This window comes from Methylobacterium aquaticum, from assembly GCF_016804325.1.
In the GTDB taxonomy this organism is placed as follows: domain Bacteria; phylum Pseudomonadota; class Alphaproteobacteria; order Rhizobiales; family Beijerinckiaceae; genus Methylobacterium; species Methylobacterium aquaticum_C.
In genome coordinates, this window is the sequence record NZ_CP043627.1 from 1,571,343 (window position 1) to 1,586,890 (window position 15,548).

12 protein-coding genes and 2 tRNA genes are annotated in these 15,548 nt (G+C 69.9%); 11 read left to right on the forward strand and 3 right to left on the reverse strand.

Annotation, left to right across the window (positions count from 1 at the left end; genetic code table 11):
* The first annotated feature begins 166 nt into the window (after positions 1-166).
* The 3 genes from F1D61_RS06930 to F1D61_RS06940 all read left to right on the forward strand — a co-directional run bounded on the left by F1D61_RS06930 (position 167) and on the right by F1D61_RS06940 (position 2,923).
* Positions 167-2,578 carry a type IA DNA topoisomerase gene (locus tag F1D61_RS06930; protein ID WP_246775759.1) on the forward strand — a complete coding sequence of 804 codons (2,412 nt, stop codon included), beginning with the start codon at positions 167-169 and terminating at the stop codon, positions 2,576-2,578.
* Between the two features lie 108 nt (positions 2,579-2,686).
* Positions 2,687-2,762: transfer RNA gene (locus tag F1D61_RS06935), tRNA-Phe, on the forward strand.
* A gap of 85 nt (positions 2,763-2,847) precedes the next feature.
* A tRNA-Phe gene (locus F1D61_RS06940) sits at positions 2,848-2,923 on the forward strand.
* Positions 2,924-3,241: 318 nt separating this feature from the next.
* On the opposite strand, the gene F1D61_RS06945 is transcribed toward F1D61_RS06940, so the two are convergent.
* On the reverse strand, positions 3,242-4,141 hold the full coding sequence (locus F1D61_RS06945; protein ID WP_203157105.1) for a sulfite oxidase heme-binding subunit YedZ: 900 nt from the start codon (positions 4,139-4,141) through the stop codon (positions 3,242-3,244).
* Between the two features lie 109 nt (positions 4,142-4,250).
* Here F1D61_RS06945 and F1D61_RS06950 point away from each other — a divergent pair, with 109 nt between their 5' ends.
* From F1D61_RS06950 to F1D61_RS06980, 7 genes are all read left to right on the forward strand, one after another.
* On the forward strand, positions 4,251-4,571 hold the full coding sequence (locus tag F1D61_RS06950) for a hypothetical protein (protein WP_203157107.1): 321 nt from the start codon (positions 4,251-4,253) through the stop codon (positions 4,569-4,571).
* A 52-nt stretch (positions 4,572-4,623) separates the two neighbouring features.
* Positions 4,624-5,175, forward strand: a complete 552-nt coding sequence (locus F1D61_RS06955; RefSeq protein ID WP_246775760.1) for a Uma2 family endonuclease — start codon at positions 4,624-4,626, stop codon at positions 5,173-5,175.
* Positions 5,176-5,242: 67 nt separating this feature from the next.
* On the forward strand, positions 5,243-6,238 hold the full coding sequence (locus F1D61_RS06960) for an adenosine kinase (protein ID WP_203157109.1): 996 nt from the start codon (positions 5,243-5,245) through the stop codon (positions 6,236-6,238).
* 144 nt (positions 6,239-6,382) lie between these two features.
* The gene (ugpE, locus tag F1D61_RS06965) at positions 6,383-7,198 is read left to right on the forward strand and encodes a sn-glycerol-3-phosphate ABC transporter permease UgpE (protein WP_432443294.1); all 816 of its coding nucleotides are present in this window, start codon (positions 6,383-6,385) and stop codon (positions 7,196-7,198) included.
* A gap of 28 nt (positions 7,199-7,226) precedes the next feature.
* Positions 7,227-8,279, forward strand: coding sequence for an ABC transporter ATP-binding protein (locus F1D61_RS06970; protein ID WP_203157113.1), 1,053 nt, complete (start codon positions 7,227-7,229; stop codon positions 8,277-8,279).
* A 210-nt stretch (positions 8,280-8,489) separates the two neighbouring features.
* Positions 8,490-9,662, forward strand: coding sequence for a CaiB/BaiF CoA transferase family protein (locus F1D61_RS06975; protein ID WP_203157115.1), 1,173 nt, complete (start codon positions 8,490-8,492; stop codon positions 9,660-9,662).
* A 252-nt stretch (positions 9,663-9,914) separates the two neighbouring features.
* The gene (locus F1D61_RS06980) at positions 9,915-11,591 is read left to right on the forward strand and encodes a thiamine pyrophosphate-binding protein (protein WP_203157117.1); all 1,677 of its coding nucleotides are present in this window, start codon (positions 9,915-9,917) and stop codon (positions 11,589-11,591) included.
* Positions 11,592-11,821: 230 nt separating this feature from the next.
* Here F1D61_RS06980 and F1D61_RS06985 read toward each other — a convergent pair whose 3' ends face one another.
* Positions 11,822-13,432 (reverse strand): phosphoenolpyruvate carboxykinase, encoded by a 1,611-nt coding sequence (locus F1D61_RS06985; protein ID WP_203157119.1) that lies wholly within the window; start codon positions 13,430-13,432, stop codon positions 11,822-11,824.
* Between the two features lie 229 nt (positions 13,433-13,661).
* Complete coding sequence (locus tag F1D61_RS06990) at positions 13,662-14,429, reverse strand: HugZ family protein (RefSeq protein WP_203157121.1); 768 nt, start codon at positions 14,427-14,429, stop codon at positions 13,662-13,664.
* Between the two features lie 324 nt (positions 14,430-14,753).
* On the opposite strand from F1D61_RS06990, the gene F1D61_RS06995 reads away from it, so the two are divergent.
* On the forward strand, positions 14,754-15,470 hold the full coding sequence (locus F1D61_RS06995; protein WP_203157123.1) for a response regulator transcription factor: 717 nt from the start codon (positions 14,754-14,756) through the stop codon (positions 15,468-15,470).
* Positions 15,471-15,548 lie beyond the last annotated feature (78 nt).

The following is a 15,548-nucleotide window of genomic DNA, read 5'->3' on the forward strand; positions in this document are numbered from 1 at the left end:
GAACCGCGCGAATGCGAAGCCGAGAGCTGCACTCATTCGGGGAAGAGCCGTCTGGGAAGCCCGCGCCCTTTCTTTTCGCGGTGCCCCGCGTTGACCGTACCCGGGAGCCTCCGGTATGTTCCCGCTTCGTTCGGGCCATCCGCCCGTTCAGGAGCGTCCCGCTGCCATGGCGCAGGCCACCTCCCCCGGCTCATCCTCCTCGGGAAAGACGCTGTTCTTCTTCGAGAAGCCCTCGGCGATGCGCCAGGTGCAGCGGTTCTTCCGCTCGCCCAGCACGGTCTGCGTCGCGGCCGAGGGGCACCTGCTGGAAGTGGCCGAGCCCGGGGAGATCCGGCCGGACTGGAAGCCCTGGCGCTTCGACGCGCTGCCGATCGCCATGGAACGGCTGCCGGTCGCTCCCGGGCACGGCCGCTCGGGCCAGTCGCACGCGCCGAAGCTCGCGGCGATCCGCCAGGCGCTCGCCGGGGTCGAGCGGGTGATCATCGCCACCGATCCGGGCCGCGAGGGCTCGATGATCGCCTGGGAGGTCCTGGAGCATCTCGGCTGGCGCGGCCGGGTCGATCGGTTGCGGCTGGGGGCGCTGGACGAGATCTCGATCCGCCGCGCCTTCGGGCTGCTGGCGCGCGAGGACGATTCCGGCGAGCGCGACTATGCCGCCTATCTCGAGGCCCTGTGCCGGCAATACGAGGATTGGCATCTCGGCCTCAACGGGACCCGGGCGGTGTCGTTGCGCCTGCGCCCGCCGGCCTTCCGCGAGCCCTGGCGCTTCGGCGGGGTGCAGACGCCGACGCTCGCCATCCTGGCCGATCTCGAGGAGCGCATCCGCAATTTCGTGCCGCGCGACTTCTACAAGATCGCCCTGCCGGTGACGACGCAGAGCGGCGCGGGCCTGACGCTCTGGCACGCGCCGAAGGACAAGATCTTCGCGATCGAGGATGCCGAGACGATCCGCGACGCGGCCGAGGGATGGGCCGGTCCCCTGGCGGTGGTGCAGAAGGACGTGCGCCGGACGCCGCCGAAGCTCTTTTCGAAGGATACCCTGGCCCGCGCCTGCGCCAAGCGCTTCGGCTGGGACCCGCAGGTGACGGCGCGCCACGCGCAAGCCCTCTACGACAAGGGCTATCTCAGCTACCCCCGCACCGAGTCGGTGCATCTGCCGGACTCGCAAGCCAAGGACGCCGCCGCGGTGCTGGCGGCGATCGCGGTCGCCGACAAGGACCTGACGGCCCACAACCCGGCGACGCCGCAGATCCGCCGCGGGCCGAAGGGGCATTACGTCAAGGACCCGGGCGAGCACCACGCCATCGTCCCGTTGCGCAAGGTGCCGGGCCCCGGCGACGCCGCGCCCGAGGCGTTGCGGCTGTGGCTGCTCGTCGCCAAGAATTTTTTGGCCGCCCACATGGCCGACGGGATCGATGCCCGGACCACGGTCACGGCCGAGGTGGCGACGCCGCTCGGGTCCAAGCGCTTCGTCATCACCGGCAGCGTGGTGAAGGTGCCGGGCTGGCGCGCCCTCTACGGCACCGAGGCCGACGAGGACGAGGTGGTGCCCGGCAAGGCCAAGGCCGACGACGAGCCGACCACCGGGCGCCTGCCGCCGGTGCGCGACGGCGAGGCCGGGCGGGGCGGCGAGCCGGTGATCGAGACCGCCCGGACCGAGCCGCCGCGGCGTATCACCCGGGGCGAGTTGCCGGTGGTGATGGGCCGCCTCATCGACCAGATCGAGGACCCGGCCCTGAAGCGGGCGCTGGAGAACCCCGCCAACCCGACCGAGCCGAAGGGGCTGGGCACCGCCGCGACCCGCGACGCGGTGCTGCCGAAGCTGCTGAAGAGCCACTACGTCACGCTGCTCAAGGGCAAGGACCCGGCCATCACCGTGACCGAGGTGGGCCTCGCCTTCATCGCCGCGGTGCGCCGGGTGTTCCCGGCCTATGGCGACCCGGTCGGTCGGGCGGTGTTCGAGTCCGAACTGGCCGAGATCGGCCGGGCGACGACCAAGGCCGAGGCGGTCCGCCGGGCCGAGGCGTTCCGCCAGCGCACCCGCGAGCGGGTCGAGGCGCTGATCGGCGCGGTTTCGGGCGCCGAGCGGCTGGCGGTGGAGGGCGAGGTCCCGCCCCGCGGCGGCCGGGCGCCGACCGCCGCGATGGTGTCCTTCGCCAAGTCACTCGCCGCCCGCAAGGGCATCCCCCTCCCCCCGGAGGCGACCCGCGAGGCCGGGGCCTGCCGGCTGTTCCTCAACACCCATGCGGGGCCGAGAACCGCGTTGGGGGAGGAACGGACCGGTCCGGCGGGCGACGGCGCGACCCGACCGCCGACCCCGGCGATGCTGCGCTTTGCCGCCTCGCTCGCGCGGGAGAAGCGCATGGAGGCCCTGCCGCCCGAGATCGAGACCGATTTCAACGCCTGCCGCGCCTTCCTCGACGCCCATGCCGGCGGCGAGGCGAAGGCACCCTCCTCCCGCGAGGCGCCGGCCAAGAAGACCACCGCGAAAAAGGCTGGCGCGACGAAGCCCCGCCGCCCCCGCAACCCGGCGAGCCCGGCCAGCGCCCCCCGCCGTCGCCGCACTGCGGAGGCGTGAGGCGAGTGCCGGCAAACAATCGCCCACGCGCCCGCACGAGACGGCTGGACAGGCGATCCGAGCGTCTCTATACCGCCGCTCAACGCCGCTGCCCCACGCAGCCGGCGGGCCCGGGTAGCTCAGTTGGTAGAGCATGCGACTGAAAATCGCAGTGTCGGCGGTTCGACTCCGTCCCCGGGCACCACTCTCTCGTCCCTGACGGGAGTGGTGCCGTCCTTCAGCTTAGGACGATCTCTTGTGCTTGGACCGCCGCCTCGCGCGGCCGGTGCGCCCGGGTAGCTCAGTTGGTAGAGCATGCGACTGAAAATCGCAGTGTCGGCGGTTCGACTCCGTCCCCGGGCACCATTTCTCCAAACAATCCAGACCATTGATTGAGGCCGGCAAGAAAGCCGAGCAGACTTTCCTGCGCTGTTCTCGTATTTCGCGTCGACAGACGATGGCTCGGCCTCCTGTCGAAGTCGAACGCCCATCATTCTTCCCTGAACGTCATCCCGGGGCTCGCCATAGGCGAGAACCCGGGATCCATAGCCGCTGACCTTTCAGGATGAAGCGGAACGCCTTGTCTGGCATCGTCAGCGTTCATGGGTCCCGGGTTCCGCTGCGCGGCCCCCGGATGACGAGGAGGGCTTCAGATTTCCCGGCTCACTCGCCAGCCCGAGATCGTCAGGCCCTGGCCGCCCGCACCACCGGCCCCTTCGCCGACCCCTTGCCGCCCGACGCCGCCCGGCTCTGCCACAGGTTGAGCGGCACGGTCAGGATCACCGTGCCGAGCACCCACCAGGCCGGGCGCACGTCGTAGGAGAAGTCGAGGTTGGCGGACAACACCGCCGTGGCCGGCACGTTGGTGGCGAGGGCGTACCACAGGGCCTCCAGCCCCGCCGTGGCGAGGCCGGCGGCCACGCTGAGCCCTAGGAGCGGCAGCGGTGCGGTCGGCACCTTGAGGTGGTGCATCAGCCGCCAGCCCATCAGCGCCAGGAACAGCCCGCTCCAGTAGACCGGGTTCGAGACGTCGATCTTCGACTGGATGAAGAAGTGCAGCAGCGCCAGCGCTGTGAGCGGGTAGACCAGCCGGTGCAGCCGCGGCCAGGCCTTGCCGAGGCGGCGGATCATGCCGTCCGTCGAGGTGACGCCGAGCACGACGAGGCCGAGCAGCCCGACGAACCCGATGGTGAGGTAGATGCGGAACACGATCTCGCTCGCCACCCGGGCGAGGTCGAACTTCTGGTCGGCGACGTAGAGCGTGAAGTGGACCAGCGCGTAGGCGAGCGCGGTGAGGCCCAGCATCCGCCGCACCAGGATCAGCTTCGGCGCGTTGGCGATGCGCCGCATCGGCGTGACCGCGAGCGAGAGGATCAGGAACCGCACCGACCAGTCGCCCATGGCGTGGAGATAGGCGGTGAGCGGCTTCGCGCCGAGGCGGTCGAGGGCGTAGGCCGCGGTGAACCACAGGCCGGGCGCCAGCGCGAGGAGGAAGACCGCGAGCTTGAACCGCGACAGGCGGCCGGCGCGGTCGAGCCAAGGGTAGGCCAGGCGAGGGTAGGCGATCTGGGGTTGGGCAGGCATTCGGGACCTGAGTGCGGTGCGGAATGCGCCACAGATAAGCCGCGAGCGGGGGTTTGACCCGACCCGCCGACCACACGATGGCGTGAGAGGCCGCCCCTCACCGGAGACGATGCCCGTGCCGCGCAAAGCCCTCGCCGCCCTCCTGATGCTGCTGGCGCCCGCGGCGCAAGCCGCCTGTCCCACGCCGCCGGCCCCGCCGCCGGCGAGCGAGAAGCCGGTGAAGCCCGCCCTGCCGCAAAAGCCCGCCTGCCTCGACGCCAAGGGCGGCTGCCCGGGCTGGGAGGCCTACACCTACAATGACGGGATCAAGGCCTACAACGCGCAGCTCGGCCCCTATCGCACCGGCGCCGAGGCCTATGCCCGCAAGCTCAAGGCCTACGCCGACGGCAGCGTGGCCTATGCGAATTGCGAGATGCAGTCGATGCAGTAGCACGGGCATGGTAGGCTTCTGGAGCAGGAGTGTCACCGACAGGTTCAGCGCGATGAAGCCGCTTCCGCAGACGCAGATGAGCGTGGACGAGTACCTGGCCTGGAGCGAAGACAATCCAGGACGCTACGAACTCGTGCAGGGCGAGGTGTTCGCGATGGCCGCCGAGCGGGCACGGCATGCCAACACACGGGTCGCCGTCTTCGATGCTCTGCGCAGCGCCTTGCGCGCCGCCAGCGTTCCTTGCCGGGCGATGCCGGATGGAATGACCGTCCGCATCACTGCCCATACCGCCTACGAACCGGACGCCTTAGTCTATTGCGGCCCGCGCATCGATCCCGACGCGGTCGAAGTGAAGAATCCGATCGTCGTCGTCGAAGTCCTGTCTCCCAGCACTCGCCGGACCGATGCGAGCGAGAAGCTCGCCGGCTACTTCCAGGTGCCGAGCATCCACCACTACCTGATGGTCGACCCCGACCGCAGGACGGTGGTCCACCATCGCCGGGCCGGCGACGGAATCGAGAGCAGTTTCCTGGAGGACGGCACCCTCATCCTCGACCCGCCGGGCCTCGAACTTCCCGTCGCATCCCTGTTCGAGGAGCCGTGAGGCCGCGCTTGACCCCTCCGGCGGCGGATGCGACAGCCGCGCCAATTCCTTGCGCGCGAGCCACTGCATGACAGCCTCCCTCGACCTCCTCGTCCTCGGCAACGCCATCGTCGACGTGATGGCCCGTACCGACGAGGCCTTCCTGGTCCGCGAGGGCGTGCACAAGGGCGCGATGCAGCTCATCGACGAGGCGCGGGCCGAGCACCTGTTCGGGGTGATGGGGCAGGCCACGATCATCTCGGGCGGCTCGGGCGCCAACACGGCGGTGGGCGCGGCGCTCCTCGGGGCGCGGGCGGGCTTCGTCGGCAAGGTGCGCGACGACGAGCTCGGCCGTCTCTTCGCCCACGACCTCAACGCCACCGGCGTGCAGTTCGGCGTCGCCCCGGCGACCGAAGGCGCCGCCACCGCCCGCTGCTTCGTGCTGGTGACGCCGGACGGCGAGCGCACCATGAACACCTATCTCGGCGCTTGCCAGGGCCTCTCGGCCGCGGACGTGGACGAGGAGACCGTGCGGAGCGCCCGCCACGTCTACCTCGAAGGCTACCTGTGGGATCCGCCGGCCGCCAAGGAGGCGTTCCGCAAGGCGGCCAAGATCGCGCACGGCGCCGGCAACAAGGTGGCGCTGACCCTGTCGGACGCGTTCTGCGTCGACCGCTACCGCGACGAGTTCCTGGGCCTCATCCGCGACGGCAGCCTCGACATCCTGTTCGCCAACATCCACGAGCTGAAGAGCCTCTACCAGACCGCCGACGCCGACACGGCGCTCGCGGCCCTGCGCCAGGAGACGGGGCTTCTGGGCGTCGTCACCCGCTCGGAAGAGGGCGCCCTGGTGGTGTCGGGCAGCGACACCCGATCCGTGCCGGCCTCGCCCGTGCGCGAGGTGGTCGACACCACCGGCGCCGGCGACCTGTTCGCGGCGGGCTTCCTCGCCGGCCTCGCCCGCGGGCTCGACCATGCAGATTGCGCCCGCCTCGGCGCGATCGCGGCGGCGGAGATCATCTCGCATCTCGGCGCCCGGCCGCAAGGAGACCTCAAGGGGCTGGCGCAGCAGGCGGGACTGTAGGGGTCTCCGAGCGGGCGGCGCTTCCGTCAGAGCTTAGGCGATGATAGGGAGCGTCGCACGCCCGTCACGACGGTGCGGCACGGCAGCCAAGAAACCATCCGCCAGGGAGCGGCCCCGTTGGTCGAGAACCGCCGCTTCGGCAACCTGATCCCGCATCTCGTGCTCTGTCTCGGGGTCGGCGTCGTCGTCTTCCCGGTCTACCTGGCGCTGATCGGCTCGACGCACGACGCGGCCACCATCGCCAACGGCCAGATGCCGCTCTGGCCCGGGAGCCACGGAGTCGAGACCTACCGACGGGCGCTGACCGAATCCGGCATGGCCGGCGTCCCCGTCGGGGTAATGCTGCTGAACAGCACGATCATGGCGCTCGCCATCGCCGTGGGCAAGATCTTCATCTCGCTGCTCTCGGCCTATGCGCTGATCTACTTCAAGTTCCCGTTCCGGCAGACCGCGTTCTGGGCGATCTTCGTCACCCTGATGCTGCCGGTCGAGGTGCGCATCTACCCGACCTACAAGGTCGCGGCGGACCTCCAGCTCCTCGACACCTATGCCGGCCTCGCCCTGCCGCTGATCGCCTCGGCGACCGCGACCCTGCTGTTTCGCCAGTTCTTCCTCACGGTGCCGAACGAGCTCGTCGAGGCCTCCCGCATCGACGGGGCCGGGCCGGTGCGGTTCTTCCTCGACACCCTGCTGCCGCTCTCGCGCACCACGATGGCGGCCCTGTTCGTGATCCAGTTCCTGTATGGCTGGAACCAGTATCTCTGGCCGCTCCTCGTCACCACCCGCGACGACATGCAGACGGTGGTGATCGGCCTGCGCAAGATGACCTCGATCACCGACCAGCTCACCGAGTGGCAGATCGTCATGGCGACCGCCGTGCTGGCGATGCTGCCGCCGGTCGTGGTGGTGTTCGCGATGCAGAAGCTGTTCGTGCGCGGCCTAGTGGAGACCGAGAAGTGACCTACTCCCGTACGATCGGACGCCTCTGATGGCCGGCCTCGCCCTCGACACCCTGCGCAAGACCTATTCCGGCGGCGTCGACGCGGTGCGCGGCGTCTCGCTCGACGTGCCGGACGGCGCCTTCTGCGTCCTCGTCGGCCCGTCCGGCTGCGGCAAGTCCACGGTGCTGCGGATGATCGCCGGCCTCGAGACCGTGACCTCGGGGGCGATCACCATCGGCGGCCGAACCGTCAACGACGTCGAGCCGGCCGACCGGGACATCGCGATGGTGTTCCAGAACTACGCGCTCTATCCGCACATGCGCGTCTACGACAACCTGGCCTACGGGTTGCGCAACCGCGGCACCCCGAAATCCGAGATCGAGACCCGGGTGAAGGAGGCGGCGCGGCTCCTCGGCCTCGAGGCGATGCTGACGCGCTATCCGCGCCAGCTCTCGGGCGGCCAGCGCCAGCGCGTCGCCATGGGGCGGGCGATCGTGCGCAAGCCGCAAGTGTTCCTGTTCGACGAGCCGCTGTCGAACCTCGACGCGAAGCTGCGCGTGCAGATGCGGGTCGAGATCCGCCGCCTGCAACGCCAGCTCGGCGTCACCACGGTCTACGTCACCCACGACCAGGTCGAGGCGATGACCATGGCCGACCGGCTGGTGGTGATGAATGGCGGAGAGATCGAGCAGGTCGGCACCCCGATCGAGATCTATCGCCGACCGGCCACCCGCTACGTCGCGACCTTCATGGGCTCGCCGCCGATGAACATCCTCCCCGCGGAAGCGGTGGCAGGCGGCGTGCGGATCGACGGGACGGTCATCCCGGTGACCGGCATCTCCCCCGGCACCGCCGTCGAGGCCGGCATCCGGCCCGAGGACCTGCGGATCGCCGAGGACGGCCTGCCGTTCCGCATCGCCTTCGTGGAGGAACTCGGCGCCACCCGCCTGCTGCACGGGCCGCTCGCCGGCACCGACGTGGCGGTGCAGGTTCCGGCGGGTTCGCGCGAGCAGGAGGGCGACACCGTGCGGCTCGCCGTCGACGGGAGCGCCCTGCACCTGTTCGACCCCGCCACCGGGCGGCGGCTGGCGCAGGGCTGACCGGAACCGCGCGGGCTTTCCCGTCGGCCAAGCCTCGGCGTATGCAGGCGACGAATACGAGCGTCATCCCGCAAACGGGAGGCGCCTGACTGGAGCATCGCCCGATCGCGCTGCAATCGGACGATGCTCCAGGTCTTTGATTTTGGCGCATTTTCGACGACGAACCGGCATCCACTTCGTCGGAAAATGCTCTAGGGAGGCTCGGTCTTCGTGCATAAACCCCTCGCCGGCATCAAGGTGCTCGAACTCGCCCGCATCCTGGCCGGACCCTGGATCGGCCAGCTCCTGGCGGATCTCGGCGCCGACGTGGTCAAGGTCGAGCGGCCGGGCGTCGGCGACGATACGAGGAGCTGGGGCCCGCCCTTCGTCGAGGGTGCGGAGGGCGGCACGCTCTCGGCCTCGTATTTCCACTCGACCAATCGCGGCAAGCGCTCGGTCGCGGCCGATTTCGAGACCGCGGAAGGCCAGGCCGTCGTCAAGCGGCTGGCAGCGCACGCCGACGTGGTGATCGAGAACTTCAAAGTCGGCGGCCTGAAGAAGTACGGGCTCGACCACGAGGCCCTGAGCGCCCTCAACCCGCGGCTCATCACCTGCTCGGTCACCGGCTTCGGCCAGGACGGCCCCTACGCGCCGCGGGCCGGCTACGACTTCATGGTCCAGGGGCTGGGCGGGATCATGTCGCTCACCGGCGAGCCCGAGGGCGAGCCGGTCAAGACCGCGGTCGCCTTCGCGGACGTGTTCACCGGGGTCTACGGCACCGTGGCGATCCTCGCCGCCCTCCAGGGCCGGCACGCCACGGGCAAGGGCTGCCACATCGACATGGCGCTCCTCGACACGCAGGTCTCGGTGCTCGGCAACCAGGCGCTGGTCTACCTCGTGTCGGGCCTGCTGCCACCCCGGATGGGCAACGAGCATACCAGCATCGTGCCCTACCAGGTCTTCCCGACCGCCGACGGCCACATCATCGTCGCCTGCGGCAATGACGGGCAGTTCCAGAAGTTCTGCGGCGTGCTGGGCACGACCTGGCACCTCGACCCGGACTATGCCACCAATCCCGGCCGGGTCACCCGGCGCGACGTGCTGATCCCGCTGATCGCCGCCGAGACCAGCCGCCACAGCAAGGCCGATCTTCTGGCCCGGCTCGGCGCCGTCAACGTCCCGGTCGGCCCGATCAACGACCTCGCCGAGGTTTTTTCGGATCCTCAGGTGGTCCATCGCGGGATGCGCCTCGACCTGCCTGATCCGCGGGCCAAGGGCGGCACGATCCCGAGCGTGCGCTCGCCGATCGTCATCGACGGCGTGCCGATGGCGGCGGAGACTGCCTCGCCGCAGGTGGGCGACCATACGCAGAGCGTGCTGGCGGATCCGGCCTGGGGTGGGTGACGCGGATCGATCCAGGGCAAGCATTGCGCGCAAGTCTTGTCTCTCCCACCCTCGACCTCGTCCTGAGGTGTTAGCCGATCGGAGATCGGACTAACCTCGAAGGAGGGCTCCAAGGGATCGCGGAGCCTTCTGGAGCCCTCCTTCGAGGTCAGTCCATCTCTGATGGACTGACACCTCAGGATGAGGTTGTGGAACGGATAGACCGTGAGAAGCCCTGAATCGGGGCCTGAGAGAATGCTGGAGGACACATCCATGACCGACGCCCCCCGCCCCCGCACCGGCGGGCAGATCCTGGTGGACCAGCTCGCCCGCCACGGCGTCGGCGACATCTTCTGCGTGCCCGGCGAGAGCTTCCTGGCGGTGCTCGACGCGCTGCACGACGCCGAGATCCGCCTCACCGTCTGCCGGCAGGAGGGCGGTGCCGCCATGATGGCGGAGGCGCACGGCAAGCTCACGGGGAAGCCCGGCATCTGCTTCGTCACCCGGGGCCCCGGCGCCACCAACGCCTCCCCCGGCCTGCACATCGCCAAGCAGGATTCGACCCCGATGATCCTGTTCGTCGGCCAGATCGAGCGGGCGGCGCGGGAGCGCGAGGCGTTCCAGGAGCTCGATTACCGGGCGGTGTTCGGCACCATCGCCAAGTGGGTGACGGAGATCGACAGCGCCGAGCGGCTGCCGGAGCTGATCGCCCGCGCCTTCCACGTCGCCACCGCCGGCCGGCCCGGCCCGGTGGTGATCGCGCTGCCCGAGGACATGCTGACCGAGACCGCCACGGTCACGGACGCCCCGGCCTTCCAGCCGGTCGAGACCCATCCGGCCCTGTCCCAGATGGTCGCGCTGCAAAACATGCTGGCGAAAGCGGAAAAACCCTTCGCGATCCTCGGCGGCAGCCGCTGGTCGGCGGAGGCCGTGCGGCGCTTCTCGCGCTTCGCCGACCTGTTCTCGCTCCCCGTCGCCTGCTCGTTCCGGCGCCAGGGCCATTTTTCGGCCGATCACCGCTGCTACGCCGGCGATCTCGGCCTCGGCGTCAACCCGAGGCTCTTGGCCCGGATCAAGGAATCCGACCTGCTCCTCGTCGTCGGCGGGCGGCTGTCGGAGATCCCCTCGCAGGGCTACACGCTCCTCGACATTCCGGGCCCCCGCCAGCGGCTCGTCCACGTCCATCCCGATCCCGAGGAGCTCGGCCGCGTCTACAGCCCGGCGCTCGCCATCAATGCGAGCCCGACCGCCTTCGCGGCGGCGATCGAGACGGTGCAGCCGCCCCGCGCCCTGCCCTGGGCCGCCGGCACCGAGGCCCTGCACGCCGATTACCTCGCCTGGAGCGATCCGACCCGGATCACCACCCCGGGCACCCTCCAGATGGGCGGCGTGATGGCCCACTTGCGCGAGGTGCTGCCGGCGGACGCGATCCTGTGCAACGGCGCGGGCAACTTCGCCACCTGGGTCCACCGGTTCTGGCCGTTCCGCACCCATGACGGCCAGCTCGCCCCGACCTCGGGCTCGATGGGCTACGGCGTGCCGGCGGCCATCGGCGCCAAGCGGCTCCTGCCGGAGCGGACCGTCGTGGTGGTGTCGGGCGACGGCGACTTCCTGATGAACGGCCAGGAATTCGCCACCGCCGTGCAGTACGGGCTGCCGGTGATCGTCATCCTGGTCGATAACGGCATGTACGGCACGATCCGGATGCACCAGGAGCGCGAATATCCCGGCCGCGTCTCCGGCACCGCGCTCAAGAACCCCGATTTCGCCGCCTACGCCACGGCCTTCGGCGGCTACGGCGAGCGGGTCGAGCGCAACGAGGACTTCCCGGCGGCCCTGGCGCGGGCGCTCGGCTCGGGCCTGCCGGCGATCCTGCATTGCCCGATCGACCCCGAGGCGATCACGCCGACGACCACCATCCAGGCCTTGCGCGACCGGAAGCGGCCCTGAAGCGTCGATCTCGACGCCCTCATCCCACTCCCGACTCCATCCCGAGGCGTCAGGCGATCGCCGGTCGCCTCGGGAAGAGGTCGCGAGAGCTTCGCGGTTAAGGGCCCGCTCGCCGTGACCGGCTCACGGGGGACTTCCACCCTCAAGAACGCGCCCATGCCGGGCGCAGCACGAAAAAGGGCCCCTCTCCGGGGAGAAGGGCCCTCTCACGATCGAAGCCTCGAAGAAAATCAGGCGGCGATCGACATGGTCGGCTCGGCGGCGCGCACGTCGGCGTCGACATGGGCCTCGAAGCGCTTGAAGTTGGCCTGGAACATCTCGACCAGGCTCTTGGCGGTCGCCGCGAAGGCGGCCTTATCCTGCCAGGTCTTTACCGGGTAGAGGATGTGCGGCTCGACGCCCGGCACCGAGGTCGGCACCGCGAAGCCGAAATACGGGTCGCGGCGGAAATCCGCCTTGGCGAGCGAGCCGTCCAGGGCCGCGGTGAGGAGACGGCGGGTGACCCGGATCGGCATGCGCCGCCCGGTGCCGACGCCGCCGCCGGTCCAGCCGGTGTTGACCAGCCAGCAATCGACGTGGTGGCGGGCGATCAGGTCGCGCAGCAGGTTGCCGTAGACCGAGGGGTGACGCGGCATGAACGGCGCGCCGAAGCAGGTCGAGAAGGTCGCCTCCGGGCCCTTCAGCCCCTTCTCGGTGCCGGCCACCTTGGCGGTGTAGCCCGAGAGGAAGTGGTACATGGCTTCGGCGCCGGTCAGCTTGGCGATCGGGGGCAGCACCCCGAAGGCGTCGCAGGTCAGCATGACGATGTTCTTCGGGTGCCCGGCCTGGCCCGTGGCGCTCGAATTGCTGATGAAGGGCAGCGGGTAGGCGCAGCGGGTGTTCTCGGTGCGCGAGGCGTCGTCGAAGTCCGGCAGGCGGGTGACCGGATCGATGACGACGTTCTCCATCACGGTGCCGAAGCGCTCGGTGGTGGAGTAGATCTCGAGCTCGGCCTCCTTCGACAGGCGGATGGTCTTGGCGTAGCAGCCGCCCTCGAAGTTGAAGATGCCCTTCGGGCTCCAGCCGTGCTCGTCGTCGCCGAGCAGCACGCGGTTCGGGTCGGAGGACAGGGTGGTCTTGCCGGTGCCCGACAGGCCGAAGAACAGGGCCGAGTCACCCTCGTGACCGACATTGGCCGAGCAGTGCATCGGCATCACGCCGGCCTTGGGCAGCACGTAGTTCAGGTAGGTGAAGACCGATTTCTTCATCTCGCCGGCGTACGAGGTGCCGCCGATCAGCACGATCTTGCGCGAGAAGTCGACCGCGATGACGGTCTCGGTGCGGCAGCCGTGCCGGGCCGGGTCGGCACGGAAGCTCGGCAGGTCGATGATGGTCAGTTCCGGCTCGAAGGTGGCGAGGGTCTCGCGCTCCGGGCGGATCAGCAGGTTGCGGATGAACAGCGAGTGCCAGGCATATTCGGTGAAGACCCGGGTGCGGACCCGGTGACCGACCTCGGCGCCGCCGACGAGATCCTGCGCGAACAGCTCACGCCCCTCGGCATGGGCCAGGAAGTCCTCCAGCAGGGTCTCGAACTGGGGCCGGGTGATGCCGCCGTTGTTCTCCCACCACACCTCGTTCTCGGTATCGGCGTCGCGGACGACGAACTTGTCCTTGGGCGAGCGGCCGGTATGGATGCCGGTCTCGGCCACCAGGGCGCCGCCGGCGGCCAGCTGCGCCTCGCCGCGCTGCAGCGCGTGCTCGTAGAGGCTCGGGGCCTCCAGGTTCCAGTTGACGCGCTTGAGGTTGCGCAGGCCGATCTTGGCGGCGCCGAACGCCTCGTTGAATACGCCGATGTCGTTCACGCCCGTTCCTCCTGGCGCCGACCTCGGGCAACACGGCCGGCAGCCGGTCCGGATCGGGCCGATTGACTTACCCCTTGCGCCGGATGCGGCGGTCCTTGCTGTCGTAGCAGGCCGCGCGACTCCGCGCCGAGGCCGCTCAAGGCGCCTCGGTGGGCTGCTTTAGTAGGTGGCGAAACTTCGCGGTTCAATCGATTTCGCTCATCCCGGCAGTGACAAGCCGGACTTTATGTCAGGGATCGGGCGTGGCCCGCGCCTGCGCCGCCATCGCCACCAGGGCGGGACGTAGGGCGCCGGGACCGGAGAGCCGCTCCGGGAACGGGACCCGGGCGGTGCGCTCGCCGGCCATCAGGTCGAGCCCGTCGGGGTCGAACCCGGTCAGCCGCCACGGCCCGGGCTCCTCGCCGGCGAGCCGGGTTGCGTAGAGCGCGACGGCGTCGAGGTGGTCCTCGTTCATGTGGGCGACGGCGCCGGGCTCGGATTCGGCCAGCGCCTCGAGGCCGGCGAGATCGGTCAGCAGTTCACCGGCCGTCAGCGTCGCCGCCTTGGCAAAGCCGCCGTTGAGGTGCCCGGCCCGGACCTCGAGGCGGAAGAACGCGAAATCCGGGAAGTCAGCGTAGAGCGCGGCCTTCGGGTGGCGGGCGAGGAACCGCGCCCGCACCCGGGGCTCGGCGCTACGTTCGGCACGCCCCGTCACGGTGAGGCGCGGATGGGCCAGGGGGTCGCCCTTGCCGCCGGCCGAGAGCAGCAGCGAGCAGCGCGGATCCGCCTCCAGGTTGAGGGTGTGGGCCGAGAGGCGCGAGAGCAGCAGGAGCGGCGTCCCGTCGACGTCCGTCGCCACGGTGACGAGCGAGGCGAAGGGCGCACCACCGTCGCGCTCCAGGGTGGCGAGCGCCCCCGAGCGGATCTTGCGCAGCAGCGACCTGGCCAGCCCGATGGCGTCGAACGGCGCCTCGGCGGCCGGCAGCGGCGCGGCCTGTTTCCTGTCTGCCTCGGCCATGCGGTTCCCCCCTCGCCTCGCGCGTCTTCCGCCTTACCTTGGCGTCGGGGCCGGGTGCCGTCCAGGCCGCGCGACGCCATGGCAAGGCGGAAGACGCGCGGACCCGGAATCGGACCCGTCTGTGGCGGCCTCGCCACGGGTGCTCGCTTTTTCGGCGGGATGGCCTTAAGGGAGACAGAATCGTGGCGTCGCGGCCACTGTCCAGCCTTTATTGGCAAGGCGGCCCGCGACCCACGGGATTGACCCCGGAACCGGGTCCAGTCGGGTGGCGTTCAGCAGGGCCGGTATGTCCTGCGGGCGATGCCCGCGCCCCAGGGAATGCCCATGCCGACCATCGCCCTCGTCGATGACGACCGCAACATCCTGACCTCCGTGTCGATCGCCCTGGAGACCGAGGGGTACAGGATCCAGACCTATACCGACGGCGCCTCCGCCCTCGACGGCCTGAAGCATTCGCCGCCCGACCTCGCGATCTTCGACATCAAGATGCCGCGCATGGACGGGATGGAGCTCTTGCGCCGCCTGCGCCAGAAATCCGACCTGCCGGTGATCTTCCTGACCTCGAAGGACGAGGAGATCGACGAGCTGTTCGGCCTCAAGATGGGCGCCGACGACTTCATCCGGAAGCCGTTCTCGCAGCGCCTCCTGGTCGAGCGGGTGAAGGCGGTGTTGCGCCGCTTCGCCGCCAAGGAGGCCGGGCCCGCCGCCTCGGCCCGGGAGGCGGAGGCCGCCGCCGCGCGCTCCCTGGAGCGCGGCCAGCTGATGATGGACCCCGAGCGCCACACCTGCACCTGGAAGGGCGAGCCGGTGACGCTGACGGTGACCGAGTTCCTGATCCTCCAGGCGCTGGCCCAGCGCCCCGGCGTGGTGAAGAGCCGCAACGCGCTCATGGACGCGGCCTATGACGACCAAGTCTATGTCGACGACCGCACCATCGACAGCCACATCAAGCGCCTGCGCAAGAAGTTCAAGGTCACCGACAACAGCTTCGACATGATCGAGACGCTGTACGGCGTCGGCTACCGCTTCAAGGAAATGTAAGACACTTGACCCCCGGATTGTCGGATTCCAGAGACGTGATCGCGTGAGCGACGGATCGGCCCGCGGCGCCGTGCGCCG

Excerpts from the sequence above, each read along its gene's own strand:
- F1D61_RS06930 (WP_246775759.1), top strand. The coding sequence starts at position 167 with ATGGCGCAGGCCACCTCCCCCGGCTCATCCTCCTCGGGAAAGACGCTG.
- F1D61_RS06945 (WP_203157105.1), bottom strand. The coding sequence starts at position 4,141 with ATGCCTGCCCAACCCCAGATCGCCTACCCTCGCCTGGCCTACCCTTGG.
- F1D61_RS06950 (WP_203157107.1), top strand. The coding sequence starts at position 4,251 with ATGCCCGTGCCGCGCAAAGCCCTCGCCGCCCTCCTGATGCTGCTGGCG.
- F1D61_RS06955 (WP_246775760.1), top strand. The coding sequence starts at position 4,624 with ATGAAGCCGCTTCCGCAGACGCAGATGAGCGTGGACGAGTACCTGGCC.
- F1D61_RS06960 (WP_203157109.1), top strand. The coding sequence starts at position 5,243 with ATGACAGCCTCCCTCGACCTCCTCGTCCTCGGCAACGCCATCGTCGAC.
- F1D61_RS06970 (WP_203157113.1), top strand. The coding sequence starts at position 7,227 with ATGGCCGGCCTCGCCCTCGACACCCTGCGCAAGACCTATTCCGGCGGC.
- F1D61_RS06980 (WP_203157117.1), top strand. The coding sequence starts at position 9,915 with ATGACCGACGCCCCCCGCCCCCGCACCGGCGGGCAGATCCTGGTGGAC.
- F1D61_RS06990 (WP_203157121.1), bottom strand. The coding sequence starts at position 14,429 with ATGGCCGAGGCAGACAGGAAACAGGCCGCGCCGCTGCCGGCCGCCGAG.
- F1D61_RS06995 (WP_203157123.1), top strand. The coding sequence starts at position 14,754 with ATGCCGACCATCGCCCTCGTCGATGACGACCGCAACATCCTGACCTCC.